General features: G+C 70.1%; 23 protein-coding genes. 16 read left to right on the top strand and 7 right to left on the bottom strand.

What is annotated here, in order from left to right; translation table 11 throughout:
- Positions 1-5: 5 nt before the first annotated feature.
- From modA to modC, 3 genes are read left to right on the top strand one after another with little or no spacing between them, the layout of a single operon-like run.
- The gene (gene modA / locus BLW27_RS17455) at positions 6-803 is read left to right on the top strand and encodes a molybdate ABC transporter substrate-binding protein (RefSeq protein ID WP_245710924.1); all 798 of its coding nucleotides are present in this window, start codon (positions 6-8) and stop codon (positions 801-803) included.
- Positions 804-806: 3 nt separating this feature from the next.
- On the top strand, positions 807-1,505 hold the full coding sequence (gene modB, locus BLW27_RS17450) for a molybdate ABC transporter permease subunit (protein ID WP_089885308.1): 699 nt from the start codon (positions 807-809) through the stop codon (positions 1,503-1,505).
- Positions 1,502-2,653 (top strand): molybdenum ABC transporter ATP-binding protein, encoded by a 1,152-nt coding sequence (gene modC, locus BLW27_RS17445; protein WP_089885306.1) that lies wholly within the window; start codon positions 1,502-1,504, stop codon positions 2,651-2,653. Before modB ends, modC begins: the two co-directional genes overlap by 4 nt.
- 87 nt (positions 2,654-2,740) lie before the next feature.
- Here modC and hemN read toward each other — a convergent pair whose 3' ends face one another.
- Positions 2,741-4,084 carry an oxygen-independent coproporphyrinogen III oxidase gene (gene hemN, locus BLW27_RS17440; protein ID WP_089885305.1) on the bottom strand — a complete coding sequence of 448 codons (1,344 nt, stop codon included), beginning with the start codon at positions 4,082-4,084 and terminating at the stop codon, positions 2,741-2,743.
- A gap of 69 nt (positions 4,085-4,153) precedes the next feature.
- Between hemN and fnrL the strand changes: the two genes are divergently transcribed.
- Positions 4,154-4,888 carry a transcriptional regulator FnrL gene (fnrL, locus tag BLW27_RS17435; protein WP_089885303.1) on the top strand — a complete coding sequence of 245 codons (735 nt, stop codon included), beginning with the start codon at positions 4,154-4,156 and terminating at the stop codon, positions 4,886-4,888.
- Between the two features lie 3 nt (positions 4,889-4,891).
- Here the strand turns inward: fnrL and BLW27_RS17430 are convergent, their stop codons facing one another.
- Entirely contained in the window at positions 4,892-5,695 is an 804-nt protein-coding gene (locus BLW27_RS17430) for a universal stress protein (RefSeq protein ID WP_143042332.1), read from the bottom strand.
- 221 nt (positions 5,696-5,916) lie between these two features.
- Here BLW27_RS17430 and ccoN point away from each other — a divergent pair, with 221 nt between their 5' ends.
- The 8 genes from ccoN (at position 5,917) to ccoS (ending at position 13,919) form a co-directional block, all read left to right on the top strand.
- Positions 5,917-7,512, top strand: a complete 1,596-nt coding sequence (ccoN, locus tag BLW27_RS17425) for a cytochrome-c oxidase, cbb3-type subunit I (RefSeq protein ID WP_089885300.1) — start codon at positions 5,917-5,919, stop codon at positions 7,510-7,512.
- 4 nt (positions 7,513-7,516) lie between these two features.
- Positions 7,517-8,338: a cytochrome-c oxidase, cbb3-type subunit II gene (ccoO, locus tag BLW27_RS17420; protein WP_089885297.1), complete on the top strand. Its 822-nt coding sequence runs from the start codon at positions 7,517-7,519 to the stop codon at positions 8,336-8,338.
- Positions 8,339-8,349: 11 nt separating this feature from the next.
- Positions 8,350-8,583: a cbb3-type cytochrome c oxidase subunit 3 gene (locus BLW27_RS17415; protein WP_089885295.1), complete on the top strand. Its 234-nt coding sequence runs from the start codon at positions 8,350-8,352 to the stop codon at positions 8,581-8,583.
- Positions 8,580-9,461, top strand: a complete 882-nt coding sequence (gene ccoP / locus BLW27_RS17410; protein ID WP_089885293.1) for a cytochrome-c oxidase, cbb3-type subunit III — start codon at positions 8,580-8,582, stop codon at positions 9,459-9,461. Before BLW27_RS17415 ends, ccoP begins: the two co-directional genes overlap by 4 nt.
- A 168-nt stretch (positions 9,462-9,629) precedes the next feature.
- Positions 9,630-11,174: a cytochrome c oxidase accessory protein CcoG gene (gene ccoG / locus BLW27_RS17405; RefSeq protein WP_089885291.1), complete on the top strand. Its 1,545-nt coding sequence runs from the start codon at positions 9,630-9,632 to the stop codon at positions 11,172-11,174.
- Positions 11,174-11,614: a FixH family protein gene (locus BLW27_RS17400; RefSeq protein ID WP_089885288.1), complete on the top strand. Its 441-nt coding sequence runs from the start codon at positions 11,174-11,176 to the stop codon at positions 11,612-11,614. The genes ccoG and BLW27_RS17400 overlap by 1 nt, the downstream gene beginning before the upstream one ends.
- A complete protein-coding gene (locus tag BLW27_RS17395) occupies positions 11,611-13,749 on the top strand; it encodes a heavy metal translocating P-type ATPase (RefSeq protein WP_089885286.1) in 2,139 nt (712 codons plus the stop codon). The genes BLW27_RS17400 and BLW27_RS17395 overlap by 4 nt, the downstream gene beginning before the upstream one ends.
- Positions 13,746-13,919, top strand: a complete 174-nt coding sequence (ccoS, locus tag BLW27_RS17390; protein WP_089885284.1) for a cbb3-type cytochrome oxidase assembly protein CcoS — start codon at positions 13,746-13,748, stop codon at positions 13,917-13,919. The genes BLW27_RS17395 and ccoS overlap by 4 nt, the downstream gene beginning before the upstream one ends.
- Before the next feature lie 7 nt (positions 13,920-13,926).
- Here the strand turns inward: ccoS and BLW27_RS17385 are convergent, their stop codons facing one another.
- The 5 genes from BLW27_RS17385 to BLW27_RS17365 form a co-directional block, all read right to left on the bottom strand.
- On the bottom strand, positions 13,927-14,997 hold the full coding sequence (locus BLW27_RS17385) for a DUF1513 domain-containing protein (protein ID WP_089885282.1): 1,071 nt from the start codon (positions 14,995-14,997) through the stop codon (positions 13,927-13,929).
- A 2-nt stretch (positions 14,998-14,999) separates the two neighbouring features.
- Positions 15,000-15,998: an imelysin family protein gene (locus tag BLW27_RS17380; RefSeq protein WP_089885280.1), complete on the bottom strand. Its 999-nt coding sequence runs from the start codon at positions 15,996-15,998 to the stop codon at positions 15,000-15,002.
- Positions 15,995-17,548 carry a di-heme oxidoreductase family protein gene (locus tag BLW27_RS17375; protein WP_089885358.1) on the bottom strand — a complete coding sequence of 518 codons (1,554 nt, stop codon included), beginning with the start codon at positions 17,546-17,548 and terminating at the stop codon, positions 15,995-15,997. The genes BLW27_RS17380 and BLW27_RS17375 overlap by 4 nt, the downstream gene beginning before the upstream one ends.
- Positions 17,549-17,607: 59 nt before the next feature.
- The gene (locus BLW27_RS17370; RefSeq protein WP_089885356.1) at positions 17,608-18,870 is read right to left on the bottom strand and encodes an imelysin family protein; all 1,263 of its coding nucleotides are present in this window, start codon (positions 18,868-18,870) and stop codon (positions 17,608-17,610) included.
- A gap of 239 nt (positions 18,871-19,109) precedes the next feature.
- Positions 19,110-20,786, bottom strand: a complete 1,677-nt coding sequence (locus tag BLW27_RS17365; RefSeq protein WP_089885278.1) for a hypothetical protein — start codon at positions 20,784-20,786, stop codon at positions 19,110-19,112.
- 168 nt (positions 20,787-20,954) lie between these two features.
- On the opposite strand from BLW27_RS17365, the gene BLW27_RS17360 reads away from it, so the two are divergent.
- The 4 genes from BLW27_RS17360 to BLW27_RS17345 are packed head-to-tail and all read left to right on the top strand — an operon-like array spanning position 20,955 to position 24,029.
- A complete protein-coding gene (locus BLW27_RS17360; protein ID WP_089885276.1) occupies positions 20,955-21,236 on the top strand; it encodes a hypothetical protein in 282 nt (93 codons plus the stop codon).
- Positions 21,233-21,598, top strand: coding sequence for a response regulator (locus BLW27_RS17355; RefSeq protein WP_089885275.1), 366 nt, complete (start codon positions 21,233-21,235; stop codon positions 21,596-21,598). Before BLW27_RS17360 ends, BLW27_RS17355 begins: the two co-directional genes overlap by 4 nt.
- Before the next feature lie 5 nt (positions 21,599-21,603).
- Positions 21,604-23,553, top strand: coding sequence for a chemotaxis protein CheA (locus BLW27_RS17350; RefSeq protein WP_089885273.1), 1,950 nt, complete (start codon positions 21,604-21,606; stop codon positions 23,551-23,553).
- 14 nt (positions 23,554-23,567) lie between these two features.
- Complete coding sequence (locus BLW27_RS17345) at positions 23,568-24,029, top strand: chemotaxis protein CheW (RefSeq protein WP_089885271.1); 462 nt, start codon at positions 23,568-23,570, stop codon at positions 24,027-24,029.
- The last annotated feature ends 1 nt before the right edge of the window (position 24,030 follow it).

Raw genomic sequence — 24,030 nt, 5'->3', positions numbered from 1 at the left:
TCGGCATGATGCCGAAAGCAAAACGCCCCGTCGGACCACGCCCGCGCCTCAGCGCGGCCCGTGCGATCGTCGTGGCCTTCGGTCTGCCGGCGGTCGCGGCGGCAGAGCAGGTCACCGTCTTCGCCGCGGCCAGTCTGGCCGACGCCTTGGCCGAGATCGAGACCGCCTTCGAAGACGCCACCGGCCATGACCTCGTCGTGTCTCTTGCCGGGTCGTCGGCGCTGGCACGGCAGATCCGGCAGCGCGCGCCGGCGGACATCTTCATCTCGGCCAGCACCGACTGGATGGACGCAATCGAAGCCGACGGACTGATCGAGCCGGGGACGCGGTTCGACCTGCTGGGCAATTCGCTGGTCCTGATCGCCTTCGATCCGGACGCCGCGCCGGTCGAGATCGAGCCTGGCGTCGACCTGTCCGGTATCCTGGGCGATGGTAGGCTGGCCATGGCTCTGGTCGACGCCGTGCCTGCCGGCATCTACGGCAAGCTCGCGCTGCAAGAGCTCGGGATGTGGGACGACGTGGCGGACCGTGTGGCGCAGGCCAACAACGTGCGCGGCGCGCTCGCGCTCGTCGCGCGGGGAGAGGCGCCGTTCGGCATCGTCTACGCCTCGGATGCGCTGGCCGAACCCGCCGTGACGGTGGTGGGCGCTTTCCCCGCTGCGACGCACCCGCCCATCGTCTACCCGGTCGCAGACCTTTCGACGCGTGACGTCCCGGCCGAGGCGGATTTCCTCGCCTTTCTTCGCGGCCCGGCGGCGCGCGAGGTTTTCGCGCGGCAGGGCTTCGCCGTGCTGACTGAATAGGCGATGCTGGACTGGCTGAGCCCGGCGGAATGGGAAGCGGTGCGCCTGTCGCTGCGGGTGGCGTTCTGGGCCACGCTGTTCAGCCTGCCGCTGGGGATCTTCGTGGCCTACGCGCTGGCGCGCTGGCGGTTTGCTGGCCGCGAGTTGCTGAACGTCACGGTCCACCTGCCGCTGATCATGCCCCCGGTGGTCACGGGTTACCTGCTGCTTGTGGCCTTCGGGGCGCGCGGCCCGGTGGGCGGGTTCCTCGAAAGCTGGTTTGGGATCAGCTTCGCCTTCCGCTGGACCGGGGCGGCGCTGGCTTCGGGCGTGATGGCGTTCCCCTTCATGGTCCGCGCGGTGCGCCTGTCGCTCGAAGCCGTGGACCCGAGGCTGGAACAGGCCGCGGCGACGCTCGGCGCCTCGCGCATCTGGGTATTCCTGACCGTGACCCTGCCGCTGATCCTGCCGGGCATCATCGCGGGCACCGTGCTGACCTTCGCCAAGGGCATGGGAGAGTTCGGCGCGACGATCACCTTCGTGTCGAACATCCCCGGCCAGACCCAGACCATCCCGCTGGCGATCAACCTGCTGCTGGAAACCCCGGGCGGCGAGGCGCGGGCCGCACGGCTGGCGGCGCTGTCGATCGCGATCGCCGCGGCCGCGCTGGTGCTGTCGGAACTGATCGCGCGCCGGGTGGCGGCGCGGATGGGACGGGCGTGACGCTTTCGGTCCGCCTCCGGCACCGACTGGGCGCCTTCGCGCTGGATGCCGAGTTCATGGCGCCGCCGGGGCTGACGGTGCTGTTCGGCCGCTCGGGGTCGGGCAAGACCACCATAGTGAACGCCGTGGCGGGCCTGCTGATGCCCGACGAGGGGCGGATCGTGGCCGGCGACCGGACGCTGCTGGACACCAAGCGTGGCATCCGCCTGAAGTCGCATCGCCGCCGGCTGGGCTACATCTTTCAGGAGGGACGGCTGTTTCCGCACCTGACCGTGCGGCAGAACCTGGCCTACGGCGCCTGGTTCGCGCCCCGGCACGCCCCCCGCGAGAACCGTGACCGGGTGGTGGAGCTCCTGGGCATCGGGTCGCTTCTCGACCGGCGGCCCGGTGCCTTGTCGGGCGGCGAGAAGCAGCGCGTGGCGATCGGGCGGGCGCTGCTGTCGGCGCCGCGCCTTATCCTCGCGGACGAACCACTGGCCGCGCTGGACGAGGCGCGCAAGGCCGAGATCCTGCCCTATTTCGAGCGTCTGCGCGACGAGGTCAGCATCCCGATCCTCTATGTCAGCCATTCCGCCACCGAGGTCGCGCGGCTGGCCACCACGATCGTCGCGCTGGATGCGGGCCGCGTGGTGGCGCAGGGGCCGGCGGCCGAGATGCTGGCGGATCCGGCCGTGCTGCCGACCGGCGCGCGCGAGGCGGGGGCCGTGGTGCAGGCCCGCGTGGCGCACCATCACGCCGACGGGCTGACCGAACTGGACGCGGGCGGCACGCCGCTGTTCCTGCCGCGGGTCGGGGCACCGCCGGGCGACACGCTGCGGGTGCGGATCTCGGCGCATGACGTGATCCTGGCGCGGCAGCGGCCCGACGGGCTGTCGGCGCTGAACATCCTTCCGGGCGTCGTGCAGGAGCTGCGCCCGGGCGCGGGGCCGGGCACGATCGTCGCGCTGGAAACCCCCGCCGGGCGGCTGCTGGCGCGGATCACCCGCCGCTCGGCCGAGGCGCTGCGGCTGGAACCCGGCTCGCAGGTCCATGCCATCATCAAGACCGTTTCGGTCGCGCCGCTGGACATCGGGGGCGGCGGAGCGGGGGTGGAGGCAGCCGGACCCAACGGGATGTCCCACGATGGGACATCCGTCCGCCCACGGTAAATCAACGGGTTACGGAGACGGATTCACGAACCGTTAAGAAACGGTCCCGCACCCACCCCGCGCGGGGCCGCGCCAAACCAACCGCCTTCAGCTGGCCAGGCTGTAGCGGGACACGGGGGTAGAGGCGCCCGTCACCGCGGTCTCGATCGCGTGCGCGACGAGGCGGGCGGCACGGCGGTCGGACAGTCGAAGAACCGCCCCATCGAAGGTCCCGGCGCCCGGATAGCGTTCGAGCGCGGCGCCGGCGGCCGCGACGAGATCGGACCCGGGCGCCGCGCCGAGCTGCGCGAGATCGACCGCGCCGTCGCACATCAGGCGTTCCACCACCGTCGCCAGGACACGGTCGCGGTCGGTCAGGACGACGCCGCGAGCGGCCGCGATGCCACCGGCGCCCACGCTGCGTTGCCAGGCTTCGGTGGACGCGGGGTTCTGCACGTAGCCCTGGACGAAGCGCGAGATCGCCGAGGGGCCGAAACCGACCAGCGTTTCCGCCCCGTCGAGGGTGTAGCCCTGGAAAGCGCGCCGCAGCACGCCGCTCCGCGCGGCCTGCGCCAGCGCGTCGTGCGGGCGCGCGAAATGATCGATTCCGACCGCGACGTAGCCCGCGTCGATCAGACGGGCCCGGCCCAGTTCCGCCAGCGCGAGGCGCGCTTCGGGCGAGGGCAGCGCGTCTTCGGGGATCAGCCTCTGGCGGCGGGCGATCCAGGGCACGTGGGCATAGCCGTAAAGCGCGATGCGGTTGGGCGACAGGGCCAGCACACTCTCGATCGTGCGGCCCAGGCGCGCGGGGTCCTGGTGCGGCAGCCCGTAGAGCAGGTCGATGTTCACGCTGCCGATGCCGCGCCGCCGAAGCGCGTGGACCGTGTCGCGCGTCGCCGCCACCGATTGCGTCCGGCCGATCGCGGCCTGAACCTGCGGGTCGAAGTCCTGCACGCCGACCGAGGCGCGGCTCAGCCCAAGGGCCACCAGCGCGTCGATGCGCGCCTCGTCGCAATCGGTGGGGTCGATCTCGGCGCTGATCTCGGCGCCGCCGATGTCGAAGGCGCCCGCGATCAGCCCGCCCAGGCGGTCGATCCGGTCGGGCGACAGCAGCGTCGGCGTCCCGCCCCCCAGATTCACCCCCGAGACGAGGACCGATTCCGGCATGACGCGCCGCGTCAGCGCGATTTCCTGCGCGAGGTGCTCGAGGTAGCGGTCCAGCGGCGCATCGCTGCGCGTCCCCTGCGTGCGGCAGGCGCAGAACCAGCACAACCGTCGGCAGAAGGGCACATGGACGTAAAGCGAGACCGCGCTGCCCGGCGCGACCGCGCCCAGCCACGCGGTCTTTTCGGTGGCGCCGACCGCGTCGGTGAAGCGGTCGGCGGGCGGATAGCTGGTGTAGCGGGGTACGCGGGCGGTCAGCAGCGCCTGGCGGAGGGGATCGTGGTTCATTCCGCGAAAGTCGCGTAACCCCACGTCGTGCACATTGATCCGGATCAAATGGAGCGGTAAATAAAGGCCATGTCAAAGCTGACCCCCGTGGTGCCCTGCGCCTCCTGTCCGATCCGCCACAGCGCGGTCTGCGCCGAATGCGACAGCGACGAACTCGAGATGCTGTCGTCGATCAAGTCCTATCGCACGATTCCCGCCGGCGCGCCGCTGGCGTCCGCCGGCGAGTCGCTGACGCATTTTTCGTCCATCGTGACGGGCTGTGCGACGATGTCGCGCACGCTGGAGGACGGGCGGCGGCAGACCGTCGGGCTGCTTCTGCCGTCGGATTACATCGGCCGCCCCGGCCGCGCGCGCGCGGCCTTCGACGTCGAGGCGCTGAGCGAGGTGACCCTGTGCCGGTTCGAGCGGCGCGCCTTCGAGGACCTGCTGCGCAAGACGCCGCACGTGGCCAGCCGCCTGCTGAAGATGACGCTGGACGAGCTGGACGCCGCGCGCGACTGGGCCGTGGTGCTGGGCCGGATGACCGCGCGCGAGAAGGTGGCGACCTTCCTGATCAGCCTGGCGCGGCGCCAGGCCGCCGCTGGCGACGCGCTGGCCGGCGCGGTGACGATGCGCCTGCCGCTGTCACGCGAGGCGATCGCCGACCACCTGGGCCTGACGATCGAGACCACCAGCCGGCAGATGACCGCCCTGCGCAAGGACGGCCTGATCGAGATGACGTCCAACCGCGACATCCGCATCCCCGACTTCGGCGCGCTGGCGCTGGAAGCCGGGGATGACGGCGATGGCGGCCTGATCGTCTGACCCTCAGCGGGCGACCAGCAGGGGCACGGCCGTGTCGCGCAGCATGGTGCGGCTGACGCCGCCCAGGATCATGTCGCGCAACCGGCGGTGGCCGTAGGCACCCATGACGACCAGCTGCGCGTCGACGTCGCGCGCATGGGCCGCCAAGGCTTTCGGGATTCCGCGCCCGCTGCTGGCCACGGCGGTGACGGGCGCCGTGATCCCGGCGCGGTCCAGCATCACCGCCAGGTCGTGGCCCGAGGTGTCGCGCTCGGGGTCGACGGTGACGATGCCGACGCTGCCGGCGCGCGTCAGCAGCGGCAGGGCGGCGCGGGCGGCGGCCAGCGCCACGTCGCTTTCGTCCCAGGCTACCACGATCCGGTCGAAGCGCGGCTCGACCCCCTCGGGCACGACCAGCACCGGCACGCGGGTGTTGTGCAGCACCGTTTCCAGCATCTCCTGCGCGGCGGGGTCCTCGCCGGGCGCGGACAGCACGACCAGGTCCGAGTAGCGCTGGTCGGACGCGATCCGGCGCAACGTGTCGATGCTGCGGATGACATCGGTCCGCACCGACCAGCCGAAGGATTCCCCCGCCAGGCGTTGCCGCATCCGTTCCTCGGCGGCTTCCAGCGTTTCCATCGCTTCGTGCACCATCGCCTCGTCGACCACGCCCACTTCGGGGGCGAACATGATCCCCGGCTCGATCCGGCACTGGGCCGTGCAGGTCACGTCCAGGTGGGCCGACCAGAGCCGGGCGCACGCGATCGCGGCCTCCACGGCATCGGGGCTGCCATCCATCGAGATCGTGGAAAGCGTTCTGTAGGACATTGCGGTCTCCTTGGGTGCGCAAGCTTGGCCCGACTCTGCGTCCGCGCGGGTCGCTCCGCCTTGATCGGGATCAAATGCCCCGAGCGGACGGCATCGAGGCCGCGCGGGCCGGTCCCGCCACGATCCCCGCGCCGGTTGATCCATGTCAAGGCCGCGCCGCCCGCCGCGTGGGATGGGGTCGGCGCCTTTGCCGTCCGGAGGCTGGATTCGCAGGAGATGTCATGGAGTACCTGAAGCTCGCCGTTCTGGCGCTGATCGCGCTGTTCGCCGCCATCGCGGCGGATTGGGGGCGCGACCTGGCCTATTCGACCCACGCGGTGATCGTCATGCTGATGGCTGGCGGCCTGTTCCTGTGGGAGGTCGGCCGCACGGGCGACGCCCGCCCCGTCCACGCCGAGACCGCCTACATGGACGGCCCGATCCGCGCCGGCGTCATCGCCACGGCCTTCTGGGGCATCGCCGGGTTCCTGGTGGGGACGTTCATCGCGTTCCAGCTGGCCTTTCCGGAGCTGAACTTCGATTGGTCCGAGGGCTTCGCGAACTTCGGCCGCCTGCGCCCGCTGCACACCAGCGCGGTGATCTTCGCCTTCGGCGGCAACGCGCTGATCGCCACGTCGTTCTACGTGGTCCAGCGCACCAGCGCCGCGCGGCTGTGGGGCGGCAACGCCGCGTGGTTCGTGTTCTGGGGCTATCAGCTGTTCATCGTGCTGGCGGCGACCGGCTACCTGCTGGGCTCGACCCAGTCCAAGGAATACGCCGAGCCCGAATGGTACGTCGACATCTGGCTGACCATCATCTGGCTGGTCTACCTGGCCGTCTTCATGGGCACGATCTTCAAGCGGCGCGAGCGGCACATCTACGTCGCCAACTGGTTCTACCTGGCGTTCATCGTGACCGTCGCCATGCTGCACGTGGTCAACAACCTGTCGATCCCGGTCAGCATCTGGGGCAGCAAGTCGGTGCAGGTCTTCGCCGGCGTGCAGGACGCGATGACCCAGTGGTGGTACGGCCACAACGCGGTCGGCTTCTTCCTGACGGCGGGTTTCCTGGGGATGATGTACTACTTCGTCCCCAAGCAGGCCGGGCGGCCGATCTACAGCTACAAGCTGTCGATCATCCACTTCTGGGCGCTGATCTTCCTGTATATCTGGGCCGGTCCGCACCACCTGCACTACACCGCCCTGCCCGAATGGGCGGCGACGCTGGGGATGGTGTTCTCGGTCATGCTGTGGATGCCCAGCTGGGGCGGCATGATCAACGGCCTGATGACGCTGGAAGGCGCGTGGGACAAGATCCGCACCGACCCGATCATCCGCATGTTCGTGGCCTCGCTCGCCTTCTACGGCATGTCGACCTTCGAAGGCCCGATGATGTCTATCCGGGCGGTCAACTCTCTGAGCCACTACACCGACTGGACCATCGGTCACGTGCATTCCGGTGCGCTGGGCTGGAACGGGCTGATCACCTTCGCCTGCCTCTACTTCCTGACGCCCAAGCTGTGGGGGCAGAAGCAGATGCACTCGATGGCGGCGATCAACCTGCACTTCTGGCTCGCGACGCTGGGAATCGTCCTCTACGCGGCCTCGATGTGGGTGACCGGCATCATGGAGGGCCTGATGTGGCGCGAGGTCGACGACAACGGCTTCCTGGTCAACTCGTTCGCCGACACCGTCGCCGCAAAGTTCCCGATGTACGTGGTCCGTGGCCTGGGCGGCGTCCTCTACCTGGCCGGCGCGCTGGTGATGGTCTGGAACATGTGGATGACCATCCGTGCGCCGCAATCCAGCGCCACAACCGCCACCGTTCCCGCGGAGTGAGAAGATGACAAGAGACAACGACAAGATCCCTCCGGCCGACAGGGACCCCAAGGTCACGCAGCTTGGCGGTGACGGCATCCCGAACGAATTGCCGCACCACACCAGGCTGATCGACAAGCACGGCGTGCTGGAGCGCAACGCGACGCTGCTTCTGGTCGCCTCGTTCCTGGTGGTCAGCATCGGCGGCATCGTCGAGATCGCGCCGCTGTTCTGGCTCGAGAACACGATCGAGGAAGTGGAGGGCATGCGCCCGTACTCGCCGCTGGAGCTGGCGGGCCGCGACATCTACGTGCGCGAGGGCTGCTATGTCTGCCACAGCCAGATGATCCGGCCGATGCGCGACGAGGTCGAGCGCTACGGGCATTACAGCCTTGCGGCGGAATCGATGTACGACCACCCGTTCCAGTGGGGGTCGAAGCGCACCGGGCCCGACCTGGCGCGCGTCGGCGGGCGGTATTCGGACGAATGGCACGTGGACCACTTCGCCGATCCGCAGACCGTTGTGCCCGAAAGCGTGATGCCGAAATACGACTACCTCGCGCGCGCGCGCATCGACGGCGAACACATCGACGAGCTGCTCGAGACGCACGCGATGGTCGGCGTTCCCTACACCGACGAGATGATCGCCAGCGCGAAGGCCGATTTCCGCGTCCAGGTCGATCCCTACGGCGACACCGCCGGCCTGCTGGAACGCTATCCCGGCGCGCAAGTGCGCAATTTCGACGGCGACCCGGCGCTGACCGAGATGGATGCCCTGATCGCCTACCTGCAAATGCTTGGCACGCTGGTCGATTTCTCGACCTTCGTGGCCGATGCCAGCCGCTGAGGAAGGCCGCGATGCAAGACACCTACACCATCCTGCGCGAATTCGCCGACAGCTGGGCGCTGCTGGCCCTGACGCTGATCTTCGTCTTCGTGTGCCTGTGGGCCTACCGCCCCGGCTCGCGCGCCCTGCACGACGACGCGGCGCGGGCGATCTTTCACGACGAGGCGCAGCCGGCCCGGATCGCGGGCACCGCCCGGCCCGGCGCCGAAAGCCCCCGCCGGCCCCTCCAGGAGAAGCAGCCATGACCAAGCGCCGCATCGACCCCGTCACCGGCACGGAAACCACCGGCCACCAGTGGGACGGCATCGAAGAACTGAACAACCCGCTGCCGCGCTGGTGGCTGTGGACCTTCTACGCGACGATCCTGTTCTCGGTGATCTACGTGATCCTCTACCCGGCCTGGCCGCTGGCCAGCCGCGCCACCGAGGGCGTGCTGGGCTGGACCGCCCGCAACGACGTGGCCCGCGAAATCGCCGAGGTGGATGCCAGCCAGGCCCAGATGCGCGAAGCCCTGGTCACCACCGACCTTTCGGCGCTGGACCGCAACGAGCCGCTGCTGGCCTTCGCCACGAACGCGGGGGCCGCGGTGTTCCGCACGCATTGCTCGCAATGCCACGGATCGGGCGCGGCGGGTGCGCCGGGCTATCCCAACCTGCTGGACGACGAATGGCTGTGGGGCGGCATGATCGAGGACATCGCCTACACCGTGCGCCACGGCATCCGGAACGAGGCCGACCCCGAGGCGCGCTGGTCGCAGATGCCCGGCTTCGGCGACATGCTGAGCCGCGACGAGATCGCCACGCTGGTGGCCCACGTGCAGGCGCTGCCCGGCGGGCAGGACCCGCTGGCCGGCCCCGGCGGCGCGCTGTTCGAGTCGAATTGCGCCGCCTGCCACGGCGCCGACGCGCGGGGCGAGCGCACGATGGGCGCGCCGAACCTGACCGACGCGATCTGGCTGTACGGCAATTCCGACGAGCAGCTGACGGACGTGATCGCCAACGGTCCGTTCGGCGTGATGCCCCCGTGGGGCGGCCGCCTGCGCGAGGCCGAGGTGCGCGCCGTCGCCGCCTATGTCCACGGGCTCGGCGGCGGCGAGGCACCGGTCGCCGACGGCACGGAATAGAGCCCGGAGCACCCCTGTTCGCACCCCACGCGACGGGCTCTGGCGGGGGCGGTCCTGGAGACGGGGCCGCCCTCGTTCCGTCTGATTTCCCCGCGCGCTTGATCCACGTCAAGGAGCGTCGATGCCTGCGGCGCGACAAGAGCCTCGCGAACAGGAAAGACCGAATCGATGACTGACCAGTCGACTGCGCTTTACGCCGCCCGCGTGCCGATTTTCCCGCGGCGCGTCTCGGGCCATTACCGGCGGCTGAAATGGGGCATCCTGATCGTCACGCTGGCGATCTACTACCTCACGCCGTGGATCCGCTGGGACCGCGGCCCGAACCTGCCCGACCAGGCGGTGCTGGTCGACCTGGCGAACCGGCGCTTCTACTTCTTCTGGATCGAGATCTGGCCGCACGAGTTCTACTTCGTCGCGGGCCTGCTGATCATGGCGGGGCTGGGGCTGTTCCTGTTCACCGCGGCGCTGGGCCGCGTCTGGTGCGGCTATGCCTGCCCGCAGACCGTATGGACCGACCTGTTCCTGGTGGTCGAGCGCTGGGTCCAGGGCGACCGCAACGCGCGGATGCGACTGCACCAGTCAGCCTGGAGCCTGCGCAAGTGGCGGCTGAAGCTGACCACCTGGGCCATCTGGCTGCTGATCGCGGTCGCCACGGGCGGGGCGTGGGTCTTCTACTTCACCGACGCGCCGACGCTGGCGCGCGACCTGGTGACCTTCGACGCGCCGCGGGTGGCCTACCTGACCATCGCGCTGCTGACCGCGACGACCTTCGTCTTCGGCGGCTTCATGCGCGAGCAGGTCTGCATCTACATGTGCCCCTGGCCGCGCATCCAGGCCGCGATGATGGACGAGGGCACGCTGACCGTGGCCTATCGCGACTGGCGCGGAGAGCCGCGGGGCAAGGGCCTCAAGCGGCGCGAGGCGGCGGAGTCGCTGCGCATCACCGGCCCGCAGGTCGGCGGCCGCGCGCCGCTGATCCCGATGCCGGGCGTCGCCAACACCACCACCGCGAAACGCCAGATTCCCGAGGGCGAGGATACCCGCCCGCCCGGCGACTGCATCGACTGCAACGCCTGCGTCAACGTCTGCCCGATGGGCATCGACATCCGCGACGGCCAGCAGATGGCCTGCATCACCTGCGCGCTGTGCATCGACGCCTGCGACCAGGTCATGGAGAAGACCGGCCGGCCGCGCGGGCTGATCGACTACGTGGCGCTGTCGGACGCGCCACGCGAGGCCGCGGGCGGCGAGCCGATCCCGGCCTGGCGCCACGCCGTCCGGCCGCGCAACATCGCCTATTTCGCGATCTGGTCGGCGGTCGGGCTCGCGCTGCTGTTCGCGCTGTTCATCCGGCCCGACATCGAGATGACCGTCGCGCCGATCCGCAACCCCACCTTCGTCACCCTGGCCGACGGCAGCGTGCGCAACGCCTACGACGTGCGGCTGCTGAACAAGCACGGCGACGACCGCGCCTTCCTGCTCGCGCCCTCGCTGGAGACCGACGCGCAGGCCGAGATGGAGATCGAGGGCCATCCCGGCCACGTCGTGCCCGTCCCCGCCGACACCCAGAGCCGCGTGCGCGTCTACCTGACCGCCGAGCCTGGCACCGACATGGCCACCGAGGCCGCGAGCAGGGTGCGGTTCTGGGTCCAGGACATGACCAGCGGCGAGCGCGCGCATGTCGACACCACCTTCAACGGAAGCGAAAATTGATGACCGAACTGACCGGACGCCATGTCGCCACGCTCTTCGTCGCTGGCTTCAGCATCATCATCGCCGTGAACGCGGCGCTGGCCGTCAACGCCGTGCGCAGCTTTCCCGGCCTCGAAGTGCCGAACTCCTACGTCGCCAGCCAGTCCTTCCAGGCGCGGCGCGAGGCGCAGCAGGCGCTGGGCTGGACCGCCGAGGCAAGCTACGATGCCGGCAGCCTGAGCGTGGCGCTGACCACCGCCGAAGGCCGCCCGGCGCCCGCGGTCGACCTCAGCGTGCATGTGGGCCGTCCGACCGAGGCGAAGGACGACCACGACCTGACGCTGGTGGACGGCGCGGCGCGCATCGACCTTGCGCCCGGATCGTGGCGGGTGGACATCGCCGCCACCGCGCCCGACGGCACGGCCTTCCAGAAGGCCATCGTCCTGACGGTCGCGCGATGAGCGCCGCCTGCCCTGCCTGCTCGGCGCTGCCGCCGCCCGAGGCGGTTTCGGACGGAAGGCCGACGCACCTGCTGCATCTGCCCGACATCCATTGCGGCGCCTGCATCACGTCGGTGGAATCCGCTCTGAACGCGGTGCCGGGGGTCGAGTCCGCCCGCGTGAACCTGACGCTGAAGCGTGTGGCGGTCACCGCGCCCGCGCTGGCCACGGCACCGCTGGTCGCGGCGCTGGCCGCGGTCGGCCACCGGGCCGAGCGGCTGGACCCCGGCCGGCTGGGTCCCCAGGATACCGTGTCGCGCGACCTGCTTACGCGGATCGGCGTGGCGGGCTTTGCCATGATGAACGTGATGCTGTTGTCGGTCGCGGTCTGGAGCGGCGCCACCGGCGTGACGGCGCAGGTGTTCCACCTAGTTTCCGCGAGCATCACGATCCCCGCGGTGGCCTTTGCCGGCCAGCCGTTCTTCCGCTCCGCCGCAGGGGTGCTGCGCAAGGGGCGGACCAACATGGACGTCCCGATCTCGATCGCGATCGTGCTGGCCACCACGGCCTCGATGGCCAGCGCGCTGGGCTTCAACCACCGCGCCGGCTGGTTCGACGCGGCGCTGGCGCTGACCTTCTTCCTGCTGATCGGCCGCTACCTGGAGCGGCGCGGCCGCGCCGCAGCGCGGTCCGCCGCGGCCGAGCTTGCCGCGCTCGAGGCGCCGCAGGCCCTGCGCCTCGACGGCGAGCGCGAGACCGTGGTGGCCGCCGAGGCGCTGGTGCCCGGCGACCTGATCCGCGTGCGCCCGGGCGACCGCCTGCCGGCCGACGGCACCATCGTGACGGGGCGTACCGATCTGGACCGCGCCGTGCTGACCGGCGAAAGCGCGCCGGAACCCGCCGGCCCCGGCGACGCGGTGACGGCGGGCGAGACCTCGCTGACCGGGCTGCTGACGGTGCGCGTCGACCGCGCCGGGCGCGACACGACGCTGGCGCGGATGGCCGAGATCGTGGCAACTGCCGAAACGCAGCGCAGCCGCTACACCGGCATCGCGGACCGCGCCGCGCGGCTTTACGCGCCGGTCGTGCACCTGCTTGGGGCCGCGACCTTCGTCGCGTGGCTGGCGATGACGGGCGACGGCTGGCTGTCGCTGGACATCGCGATCTCGGTCCTGGTCATCACCTGCCCCTGCGCGCTGGCGCTGGCGGTGCCCGCGGTCTCGACCGTGGCGACGGGGCGGCTGTTCCGGCAGGGGATCGTGGTGAAATCGCAGACCGCGCTGGAGCGGCTGTCCGAGGTCGACATGGTGGCGATCGACAAGACCGGCACGTTGACCAGCGGCACCCCGACGCTGGGCGCGGGCGTGCCCGACGACGCGCTGGCGATCGCGGCGGGTCTTGCGGCCGGGTCGTCGCACCCGGTTTCGCGCGCCATCGCGCGGGCCGCGTCGGCGCGCGGCATCGCGCCCGCCGCGGTCGACGCGCTGCGCGAATACAGCGGCGACGGCGTCGAAGGGCGCTGGAACGGCGAGGTTGTCCGGCTGGGGCGCTGTGCATGGCTGGACGCGTCCGGCGACGGCGCGACCTGCCTGCAGATCGGAGCGCAGCCGCCGGTCGTCCTTCCGATCGCAGAAAGCCTCGACCCGTCCGCGCCGGCGCTGGTGCGCGACATCCGCGCGACCGGGCGGGACGTGGCGCTGCTGTCGGGCGACACCTCGGCGGCCGTGCGGCGGGTGGCCGATGCGCTTGGCATCGCCTGCGCGATGAGCCGCCTGCGGCCTGCCGACAAGGTCGCGTGGGTCGAGCGCGAGGCGGACAAGGGGCACCGGGTGCTGATGGTCGGCGACGGGCTGAACGACACCGGCTGCCTCGCGGTGGCGCATGCCAGCATCGCGCCGGGCTCCGCGCTGGACGCGGCGCGCAACGCGGCCGACGTGGTCCTGCTGTCGAGCGGGCTGTCGGGCGCGGCGCTGGCGCTGGCCACTGCCGGCCGGGCCGTGGGCCGGATGCGCCAGAACATCAGCATCGCGATCGCCTACAACGCTCTGGCCGTGCCGCTGGCGATGATGGGCCACGTCACGCCGTTCTGGGCGGCGCTGGCGATGTCGGGCTCGTCGCTGGTGGTCACCCTCAACGCGGTAAGGCGCTACGCATGAACGTTCTGGTCATCCTCATACCCGTGTCGCTTCTGATGGGGCTGGCGGGGCTTGCCACCTTCGTCTGGACGATCCGGTCGGGACAATACGACGACCCGGCCGGCGACCAGGCCCGCGCGCTGTCGCCCGAGCACGACGACGCGCCCTGCCCGCCCGGGACGCGATCCTGAGGGCGCGCTACAGCGCGACGATGTGATTGTCCCAGGCGCAGTCGAGCCGCGCCAGCGGGGCCGGCCGTCCGCCCTCGACCGAGATCAGACCGCCCAGCCCGTCGCTGGCGAGATAGCCGGCGGCGTCCGGCGCCAGCCCGCAGACATCCGCGCGCGACACCACGCCCAGAAAGCGGCCCTGGTCCGAGAACCGGTGCAGCCGCCCGCCGCGCGGCGAGGTGATCGCCAGCTCGGCGCCCCCGCCGTCGAAGGCGACGCTGCCGGCATAGCCGTCCATCGCCAACTCGTCGGCCAGTGGCGCGGTGGCCAGCACGGGCGCCGCGCCGCGCCGGTGCAGACCCAGCAGCGGCATCGCGGCGCCCGTCTCTCCCTGCCACTGCATCGCGAAGCCGACCAGACCGTCCCCGCGCACCGCGAGGTGCCGGATCGAGTTCCGGTGCAGGTCGGGCGTCAGCTCGATCTGGTCGAGGATCGTGCCGTCGAGGTCGAGGTAGGCGAGGCCTGGCCGCATCGTGGGGATGTTGAGCTTGGTCCGGTCGGTCGGGTCGGTGGCGATCCCGCCATTGGCGACGACCAGCGTTCCGCCGTCCGGCATCAGCCGCAGGTCGTGCGGGCCGATGCCGCCGGTCGGCATTTCGCCTATGCGGGCATAGCCGGCCTCGGCGTCCCAGATCCCGATGACGCCCGCGCTGGTGTCGCCGGCCTGCTCGCTGGTGAACAGCCGCGTGCCCGAGCGGGCAAAGACGCCGTGGCCGTTGAAGTGCCGGTTGGCGGGCGGCGTCAGGCGGTGGAGCACCATGCCGCGCGCGCAGTCGATGACCAGCGCGAACGCGCCGGGCCGGCGCGCGAAGGCAACAGCCTCGGCCCGTGCCGGATGGCCGGCGCCGGCATGGCCGCGCGCGGGCAGCGGTACGCGGAAGGTGACGCCGCCCGAACCGTCGAGCCCGTAGAGCGCGAAGCCGCCGGCCGCGTCGCGCGCGGCGGCGATGTAGGACGGATCGCCCGCTTCGGCCCAGCCCAGCCGCGGCGCGGCCCCGACGGCCAGCAGCGAGGCGAGAAAGCCGCGGCGGGTGGTCATGATCAGTCTCCGTCCTGCGAGTTGAAGCCTGGCGCGATGCCGAGCGGCGCCCCGAGCTCGGCCCCGATGGCGTCGCGCAGGCCGCGCACGGCCTGTTGCAGCACCTCGGCGTGCAGGCGGGCCTGCGGGTCGGTCACGTCCTGGAAGGCGGGGTCGTCGACGGCCTGCGCGGCCGCGCGCACGCGCTCCATCGCGGCCGCGGTCTGCGGCAGATCGCCATCCGTCAGGCCCTCTGCCAGGGCGGCGGCGAGGTCATGCGCCGCCTCGGCCGCCAGGACGACGTTGCGCAGGCTGCGGGCCGAGCGGCGCGCCTCGGCCCGTGCGGGGCGGGGGCGGTCGAGCGTGCCCATCGGAGCGCCGAGCCGCTGGTCGGCGGTGAATTGGAGGCCGGAGAGGATCTGCGTGTAGAGCGCGCGGATCGCCTCGTCTTCCGTCAGGAAGGTGGCGTTGCCCGGCTCGCCCGCGCTGCGCAGCGTATCGGCGTAGTCCTGCGCCCAGACCGTGACGAGCGCGTCGGCCTGCCCGTCCAGATCACGCGCGACGGTGGTGACCAGGGCGCAGGTGTAGCTCTCAGCGTCGTAGCCGGCGAAGGCCTCGTCGTAGAGCAGCATTTCCAGCGCGAAGAGCCCGCGCGCGGCGATGGACACCTCGGCATAGGCCGCGGCGTCGCGGGCGACAGGATCCTGATCGGCGATCAGGCCCGACAGCGTGCGCGGCGTGAAACCGCGGGCGTCGGGCCAGAACGCGATCGACAGCGCGCCGGTCTCGGACGGGCCGAGCCGCAGGTCGGCGACGCGCATCCAGGCGTCGAACGCCGCCTGGAACGCGGGTTGCAGCGCCTCGGGGCGGCAATCCGCCTCCGCGTTCTGCGCAAGGGTTTCGGTCGCGGCCGCGAAGGCGGCCAGGCCGGGCAGGACGTGGCGGTCGATCGCCTCGTCGACGCCGGCGGCGGCGGGCGCCGCGAGGCACAGGGCAAGGGCGGCGGTGCGGAACGGTTTCATAGGCTCTCCAGGAAGCGGATCAGCGCGACGCGGTCCTCGGGCGGCATGGCGACCACAATGTCGCGGGCGGCCTGCGCCTCGCCGCCGTGCCACAGCACCGCCTCGAGCAGCGAGCGCGCGCGGCCGTCGTGCAGGAATTGCGTATGCCCCGAGACCGTTTTGGTCAGGCCGATCCCCCAGAGCGGCGCGGTGCGCCATTCCTGTCCGTCGGCGCGGCCCTCTGGCCGGTTGTCGGCCAGGCCCGGCCCCATGTCGTGCAGCAGCATGTCCGTGTAGGGCCAGATCAGCTGGAAGCTGGCCGGGTCCTCGCCCTCCAGCCGGTGCGTGACGTGGTTCGGCTGGTGGCAGGCGGCACAGCCGCTGTCGAAGAACACCTGGCGTCCGTGCAGAACCTGCGGGGCGTCCACGTCGCGGCGGGCGGGCACGGCAAGCGTGCGGCTGTAGAAGCTGACGAGGTCGAGCCCCACCTGATCGATCTCGAACCCGCCCTGTTCGGGATCTCCGCCGTGCAGAGCGGCGGTGCAGTCGGTCTGCAGATCGGTGCATTCGCCCGACCCGGCGGTGTGGAGCGGGTTCGAGATGCCGATATCGCCGGCGAAGGCGCTGGCCGTCTGTTCCAGCACCGTCGGGTTGCCCGCCTTGTGGCCGAAGCGGCCCAGCATGGGCGCGTCGTGCGCGTCGGACCAGACGATCTGGGGCTTACCCGAAATGCCGTCGCCGTCCGCATCGTCCGGATCAACGCGGGCCAGGATCTCCTCGGCCGGGATCGCCTCGAGCAGGCCCATGCCGATCATCTGGGGAGCTATGCGCGGGCTGAGCATCGCGCCCGGGTGCAGCGGGCCGTAGCCCAGGTCGGCCGCGGTATAGGTCGGTCGGCGCAGGGTCGCCGTCTCGCCGCCGGACAGGGGCACCTCGACCTCGTCGTAGTCGATCTGCAGGCGGTATTCGGGCGCTTGGCCCGGCAGGCTGAAATCCTGCAACTGGGTGCCGTAGGTCGGATCGGGCGCCGTGGCATGGGTGCCAGCGATGTAGCGCTGGATGTCGACCGGTTCCGGCGCGGGAATCGACACTCGCAGGAACATCGATACAGCGGTGTCGTCGGGGCCTTCGGGCGGATGGCCGCGCCCGTCCTTGAGGTGGCAGCGCTGGCAGGACCGCGCGTTGAACAGCGGCCCCAGCCCGTCCGAGGCCAGCGTCGAGGCCGGCGCCGAGACCCAGATCCGGCGGAACATCCCGTTGCCGACCTTGAAGTCGAGTTCCTGCGCGAAGTTGAGATTGGCCGCGGGCTGCGAGAAGGCGTCGGCCGTGTTCCGTGCCCGCACGGTCTGGGCGCCACCGGCGTTCTCCTCGAACGGCCAGGCGGTGTCGAATTCGGTGGGCAGCGCGGTGATCTTGGCGACCCGCCCGCGCTCGTCATCCGTGCGGGGGACCACGTTCAGGTGCACGTCGCTCAGGCTGTCGGAGGTCACCGGATCGGGTTGCGTGGCAAGGCCGAGGACCGGGACGACCAGCGCGGCGGCACAGGACAGCAGGGCGAAGAAGACGCGCATCATCGGAGATCCTTCAGCCGAGCCGAGGGCGCGGATCGACCGCGCCCCCGGACCGGGTGTCACTGGAAGACGGCAGACGGATCGTCAAGGCTGTCCGAGCCCTCGATCTCGATCCCGCCGAGGTCGAGCGCGGCGACGATCCGTTCGATCGTGCGGGTCTGCGCGATCAGCGAATCGACGCCGCCCATGATCAGCATCTCGCCGCCCTCGTTGCCGCGTGCGAGCATCTGGTCGTAGGCAAGGCCCGCCTCGGCGGCGGTCTTGATCCGGCCCAGCGCCGTCATCGTGTCGTCCAGCCGCGCCTGCATTTCGGCGTCGAGCGCCTGGTCGTTGGCCGCCACCAGGTCGCCCAGCCCCGGCCCGGAGACCAGCGAGCCGTCGATCCGGACGTAACCGCCCATGTAGACGTTCCGCACGCCCATGCCGTCGTAGTAGTGGCTGTTGTGGGTGTTGTCGGAGAAGCAGTCGTGCTCTTCCTCGGGATCGTTCAGCATCAGGCCCAGGCGCATCCGCTCGCCCGCCAATTCGCCGTAGGACAGCGACCCCATGCCGGTCAGCATGGCAGACAGGCCGGCCTTCTCGTCGGCCATGATCCCGGTGCGCGCCTCGCCGCCCTCGGCCCATTGCGCCGCCATCCATTCCAGGTCGGACACCAGCAGGTCGGTCGCGGCCTGCAGGTACTCGGCGCGGCGGTCGCAATTGCCGTTGGTGCAGTCGTCGCCCTGGGCGTAGTCGGTCCAGGGGCGGCTGCCGGCGCCGTCGCCATGCCCGTTGAGGTCCTGGCCCCAGAGCAGGAACTCGATCGCGTGGTAGCCGGTGGCGACGTTCGCCTCGATCCCGTCGACCTCGTGCAGTTCTTCCTCGAGCAGGGCCGGCGTGATCTCGGACGCGTCGATCGTCTGGCCCGACAGGCTGAACTCGGGGTTGGCGATCACGTTGAGCGCGGCCAGCTGGTTCTCGTCGGTGGGTCCGGCATAGTCGCCTTCGACGTAGTCGATCAGCCCCTCGTCCAGCGGCCAGGCGTTCACCTTGCCCTCCCAGTCGTCGACGATCGGGTTGCCGAACCGGTACACCTCGGTCTGCTGGTACGGAACGCGCGCCTCGAGCCAGGCGTCGCGCGCCGCCTGAAGCGTCCGGGCCGACGGCGTCGCGAGCAGCGCCGCCACGGCGTCCTGCAGGCGGCGCGCGGCGATGGCGCTGTCCTCGTATTTCGCGGCGGCAATGTCCGCGTAGGTTTCGAGCACCTCTGGCGTCGTCTGCGCCCCCGCCGCGCCGGCAAGCCCGGCGGTCATGGCCGTGGTGGCAAGTAGAGTGCGGATCATCATGTCGTTCCCTCGTCCGTTTGTGTGATGCGCATCACGCCGAGCCGGAATCGCACACGCCCGGGCGGTGCGCGCCGCGGCAGGCACGGGAAACTGGCGGGTGGCGAACCATTGGCTGTCCTCGCGCGCGGGCGTGCGACGCCGTGCCTTTAACTGACCGATTCAGTCAGAAAAGACAATGCCCGAGTATCCTGGGTATCGCGAAGGCGCCGGAGGCGTTCGGTCCCGGAGGACCCGCGTCACATCAGGAAGCCATCCAGGTCGTCGTCGGCCTCCTCGGCCACGGCCGAGGCGCCCATGGCGGCAGACGCACTGGCGGGATATAGCGCGCGGTGCACGCTGCGCTCCTCCTCCATCGTGTACAATGCCTCGACCCAGGACAGATCGACGCCGGCGTCGGCTTCGCCTAGGTTCAGCACCTGTTCCTGCTGCGCGGCGATCATTTCCAGCCGCGGTGCCTCTTGTGCGGCCGTCCTGAAGGCGGCGCTTGCGCTTTCGGCCGCGTGACGGATTTCGCTCGCCTGCCGGGACAGATCTAATTGCTGTCCCCCCAGCCTGTGCAGCATGTGCTTCTGGGTTTCGGCCATCGCCTTCGCTCCGGACTGGATGCGATCCAGGGTTTCAAGTTCCTCGCGCAGGCCGGCGCCCTTGAGATCGTCCGATACGCGGTGCACGCGCTGCAGCGCCTTGGCCAACCGCTCGGTCAGCGTGGTCGTGGCAAGCACCACTTGGTGGACGTTCTGCGAAAGAACATGAAGCGCCGAGCCCGAATCCCCCGCGCGGCTGGCCGAAATCGCCGCGTTACGGGCCGAGTTCTCGAGACTGCCGTTCAGATCGACCGAGGCCTCAAGGCCGGCTATCGCAGCGGCGATGTGCCCAAGCACGCCGTCGACAAGGGCAAGCGAGGCGTCGAGTCTGGACCGGCCCGCATCCGCGGCCTCCCGCATCAGGCCGTTGCCGCGATGCGCCGCCTGCAGCCATTGCGCCGACGGGCCGCCGTGCGCGGCACCGCCAGACAGGTCGCAGGCATCCACGCTGGCCGTCACCATCGACAGGGCCGCCTGCGCGTCCTGCGTTACCCTGACCAGCGCCTCGCCCATCGAGGCCAGCTGTGCCGCCGCGATTCGGCCCAAGGCGTGCCTTTCGGCCGCGTCCGTCGTCGCGTCGCGCGCCGCGATGATCGCGACCACGTGTTCGCGGCGCTGCGAGAACGCGTCGGGAAATTGCAGGCAGTCGATCAGTCGCGTCACCGCGCCGCCGATGTCCTCGGCCAACTGCCGGCTGTTGTCGCGGACCACCGCGATGTGTCGCGCGTGCCCTTCGGCCAGCGTACCGATCTCGGTGGCCGCGCCTTGCGCGGTTTGGACCAGTTCGCCGAACGTGGCTCCAAGCGACGACAGCTTGGCCGCGGCCTCGCCGCTGGCGATCCTGATCGCGGACGAGGCGTGGATGGCATCGCCCGAAATCTCGCGCAGTTCGACCGAGCGTTGTTCAAGCGTGCGGATGAAGGGGTCGAGGCGCGCGTTTTCGATGGTGTTCTCGGCGCAGACGATCTTGGTCAGGTAGGTCACCGAGCGCAGCTCGGTCGCGCGGTCGCGCAACTGACGCAGATCCGAGTCCATCTGCGCGAGCGTCTCGGAAAACGACGGCTCGGACAGCAGCCGCGCGGTCTCGCCCGAGCGGTCGAGGATCACGCGCGCGTGCGTGAGGAACTGCACCAGCGGATCTTCGGCCTTGGCATCGCCGTCGTGCCGATCCTCGGTCAGGGCCAACAAGCTCTCGACGGTTTCGCCCAGGGCCCGAGCGCCCATGCGGACCCGGGACAGATGCCCAAGCCCGTCTTCGAAACGCTCCATCACGTCCACCGCGACACCGTCGAGGACCTGACGGTCGCCGTGTTCACACTCTTTGGGCATGCTTCGCCTCCCCACGATGAATGCTTGGGTAGAGGCCGACGGATTACCGGTCGGTTAAGTGGACAATTCGAGGGAAAGATCCCTTTCCGCGTGACGCCAGGCGACGCCGCTTAAGCCGCTGTTTGGGATTTGGATCCTATGGTCCGGCCAACGATAGCGGAGAGCGAAGTGACGACCGAACCGACCCTGCACCGAATTACCTTCAATGTCCCGGCGAGCCTTGATCCGACCACCGTCGGCGCGGTGCATGCGGACCTTGTGCAAACGCTGCACGCAGTCGGCGCCGGCACTGTCCGCGTGACTCTGGATGGCGAGGGACCGCTTTCCCCGCTGACGCTGCAACTGCTTGTCAGTGCGCGGAAAACGCGCTCGGCGGCCGCTGTTTCGTTTTGCGGCAGAGCACAGGTCGAGCTGGCCGAAATTGCCTCGGAAAAAGGAGTTTTGACGTGACGAAGACGATTCTCTCGGTGGACGATTCCAAGAGCATCCGCGACATGATCGGATTCACGCTGGAGCCGCGCGGCTTCACCGTGATCGGCGCGGCGGACGGCGTCGAGGGCCTCGCCAAGCTGGGGTCGCAACCGGTGAATCTGGTCGTCTGCGATCTCAACATGCCCAACATGAATGGCATCGAGATGGTCCGCAAGATGCGGGCCGACCGGCGCTTCGACGGCATTCCGATCGTGATGCTGACGACCGAGGCGCAGAAGGAAAAGATGATGGAGGCAAAGCAGGCCGGGGCGACCGGCTGGCTGGTCAAGCCCTTCGACGAGGCCAAGCTGGTCGCCGTCGTCAACAAGCTGCTGGGGTAGACGAGATGAACCCCGCCACGCAATCCTTCATCCAGGAGGCCTCCGAGATCCTCGAAGGCCTGGACGTGACGCTGCTGGAGCTCGAGGCAAGCCCGACCGACAGCGCACGCATCGACGCCGTCTTCCGCGCACTGCACACGCTGAAGGGTTCAGGCGCGATGTTCGGCTTCACCGCGCTGTCGAAATTCCTGCACCACTTCGAGAACGCCTTCGACCGCATCCGGTCGGGCGAGGGCACGGTCAGCGCCGACCTGATCCAGCTTTCGCTGGCGTCGCGTGACCATATGGAACGGATGATCGCGCGCGGACCGGATCCCGAAGCGGGCCGTCCCCCGGATGCAGAGACCGACGCACTGGTCGAGAAGATCCGCCGGCTGGTCGAGACGATGCAGCCCGGCAGCGCGCCCGCCTCGGACGGCACGCCGACCATGCGCAGGTTCGTCATCGATTTCAGGCCCTCGCCGGACGCCATGCGCAACGGTCTGCGTCCCGACCTTCTTCTTGCCGAGCTTGCCGATCTCGGCACCGCCGATATCACGTGCCTGGGCCACCACGTCCCCGCGCTAGAGGATCTGGATCCGACGGTCTGCCACCTGGCCTGGCATGTCGTCCTGGTGACCGGGGCGGGGCGCGGTGAGATCGAGGAGGTATTCCTGTTCGCGTCGGACGGCGACCTGGAAATCACCGAGCTGGGACCGGTGGGAGAGCCGGCATCGGCACCGGGCTCCGCTTCGGAAGAAACCCCGGCCGCCCCCGAAGCCGCGCAAGCGGCCGAGCAGGTCCCCTCGAAGTCCACGTCCGTTCGCGTGCAATCGCACCGCCTCGACGAGCTGATGGACCAGTTGGGCGAATTGGTGATCGCGCAGGCCCGGCTCAACCGGATTTCGAGCGACGTGCAGGATTCCGCGCTGGCCGGCGTCGCCGAAGAGATCGAGCGGCTGGTGACGGGGCTGCGCGACGCCACCCTGTCGATCCGCATGCTGCCCGTCGAGCTGGTGTTCGGCAAGTTCCGCAGGGTCGTGCGCGACCTGTCCGGCGAGTTGGGCAAGCAGGTCAAGCTGGACACGCGCGGCGGCGAAACCGAGGTCGACAAGAACGTCATCGACAGCCTGACCGAGCCGCTGGTTCACATCATACGCAACGCCATCGACCACGGCATCGAGTCGCCGCAGGAGCGCGCCGCGCGCGGCAAGCCGGAGCATGCCCTGGTCAAGATGCAGGCCCGGCAATCGGGCGGCGAGGTTCTGATTTCGGTCACCGACGATGGCGCCGGCCTCGATGCGGAAGCGATCCGCGCACGCGCGATCGAGCGCGGTCTGCTGGCCGCGGACCAGGAGGCGTCCGACGAACAGCTGTACAACCTGATCTTCGAGCCCGGTTTCTCGACCGCGAAAAGCTTGTCGAGCGTGTCGGGACGCGGCGTCGGCATGGATGCCGTGCGCCGCGTGATCGAGGATCTGCGCGGGGTGGTCGAGGTCAAGTCGCGGCCGGGCTTAGGCACGCAGGTGACGCTGCGCCTGCCGCTGACGCTTGCGATCATCGACGGGTTGCTGGTGAAGGTGGCGGGCGTGCCCTTCGTGCTGCCACTGTCCAGCGTCGAGGAATGCGTCGACCTGCCCGCCGACGAGAAGGCGCGCGAGAGCGGCCGCGCGCTGCTGCGCATCCGCGACGAACTGGTGCCGTACGTCAACCTCGACACGCTGTTCGGCTTCGACCGGCTGGACGAGGACGACCGGCGCATCGTCGTCTCGTCGGTCGACGGCAAACGCATGGGTCTGGTCGTCGACGAGGTCGTGGGCCAGCACCAGACCGTCATCAAGCCGCTGAGCATCTATCACCGCGGGATCGAGGGGCTCTCGGGCTCGACGATCCTGGGCGACGGATCGGTGGCGATGATCCTCGACGTGACCGCGCTGGTGAAGCGCGCCCAGGCCGCCCGCCGGGTGGCCGCGTGACACGGGAACCCGAAATGACCGAGACCTCCGAGATCGAGGGCATGGCGCTGACCTTCTCCCTGCAGGGAGAGACCTTCGCCATCCCCGTGACCTACGTGGACGAAATCATCGACCCGCTGCCGGTGACACGGGCGCCGAATGCCGATGCCTTCGCCCCGGGCCTGATCAACGTGCGCGGCGCGATCGCTCCGTTCGTCGACCTGCGCCACCGGCTGGGCATGAAGCCGGCGGGGCCATGCGCCACCAGTCGCGTCCTCGTGCTTGACCTCGTCGTCGGGGGCGAAAGCACGAAGGTGGCGATGATGGCGGACGCCGTCGACGACATCACAGAAACCAACCTGTCGGACCTGGAACCGGTGCCCGAACTCGGGGTCCGGTGGCCGACCGAATACCTCAAGGGCGTCGCCAAGAAGGACGGCGCGCTGATCATCCTGCTCGACGTCGAAGCCACCTTCGCGCCGACGACCTCCCATTGAT

Source organism: Citreimonas salinaria (assembly GCF_900107235.1).
In the GTDB taxonomy this organism is placed as follows: domain Bacteria; phylum Pseudomonadota; class Alphaproteobacteria; order Rhodobacterales; family Rhodobacteraceae; genus Citreimonas; species Citreimonas salinaria.
Note: the sequence above shows the minus strand (reverse complement) of the source record. Positions and strands in the feature narration are given on the sequence as shown.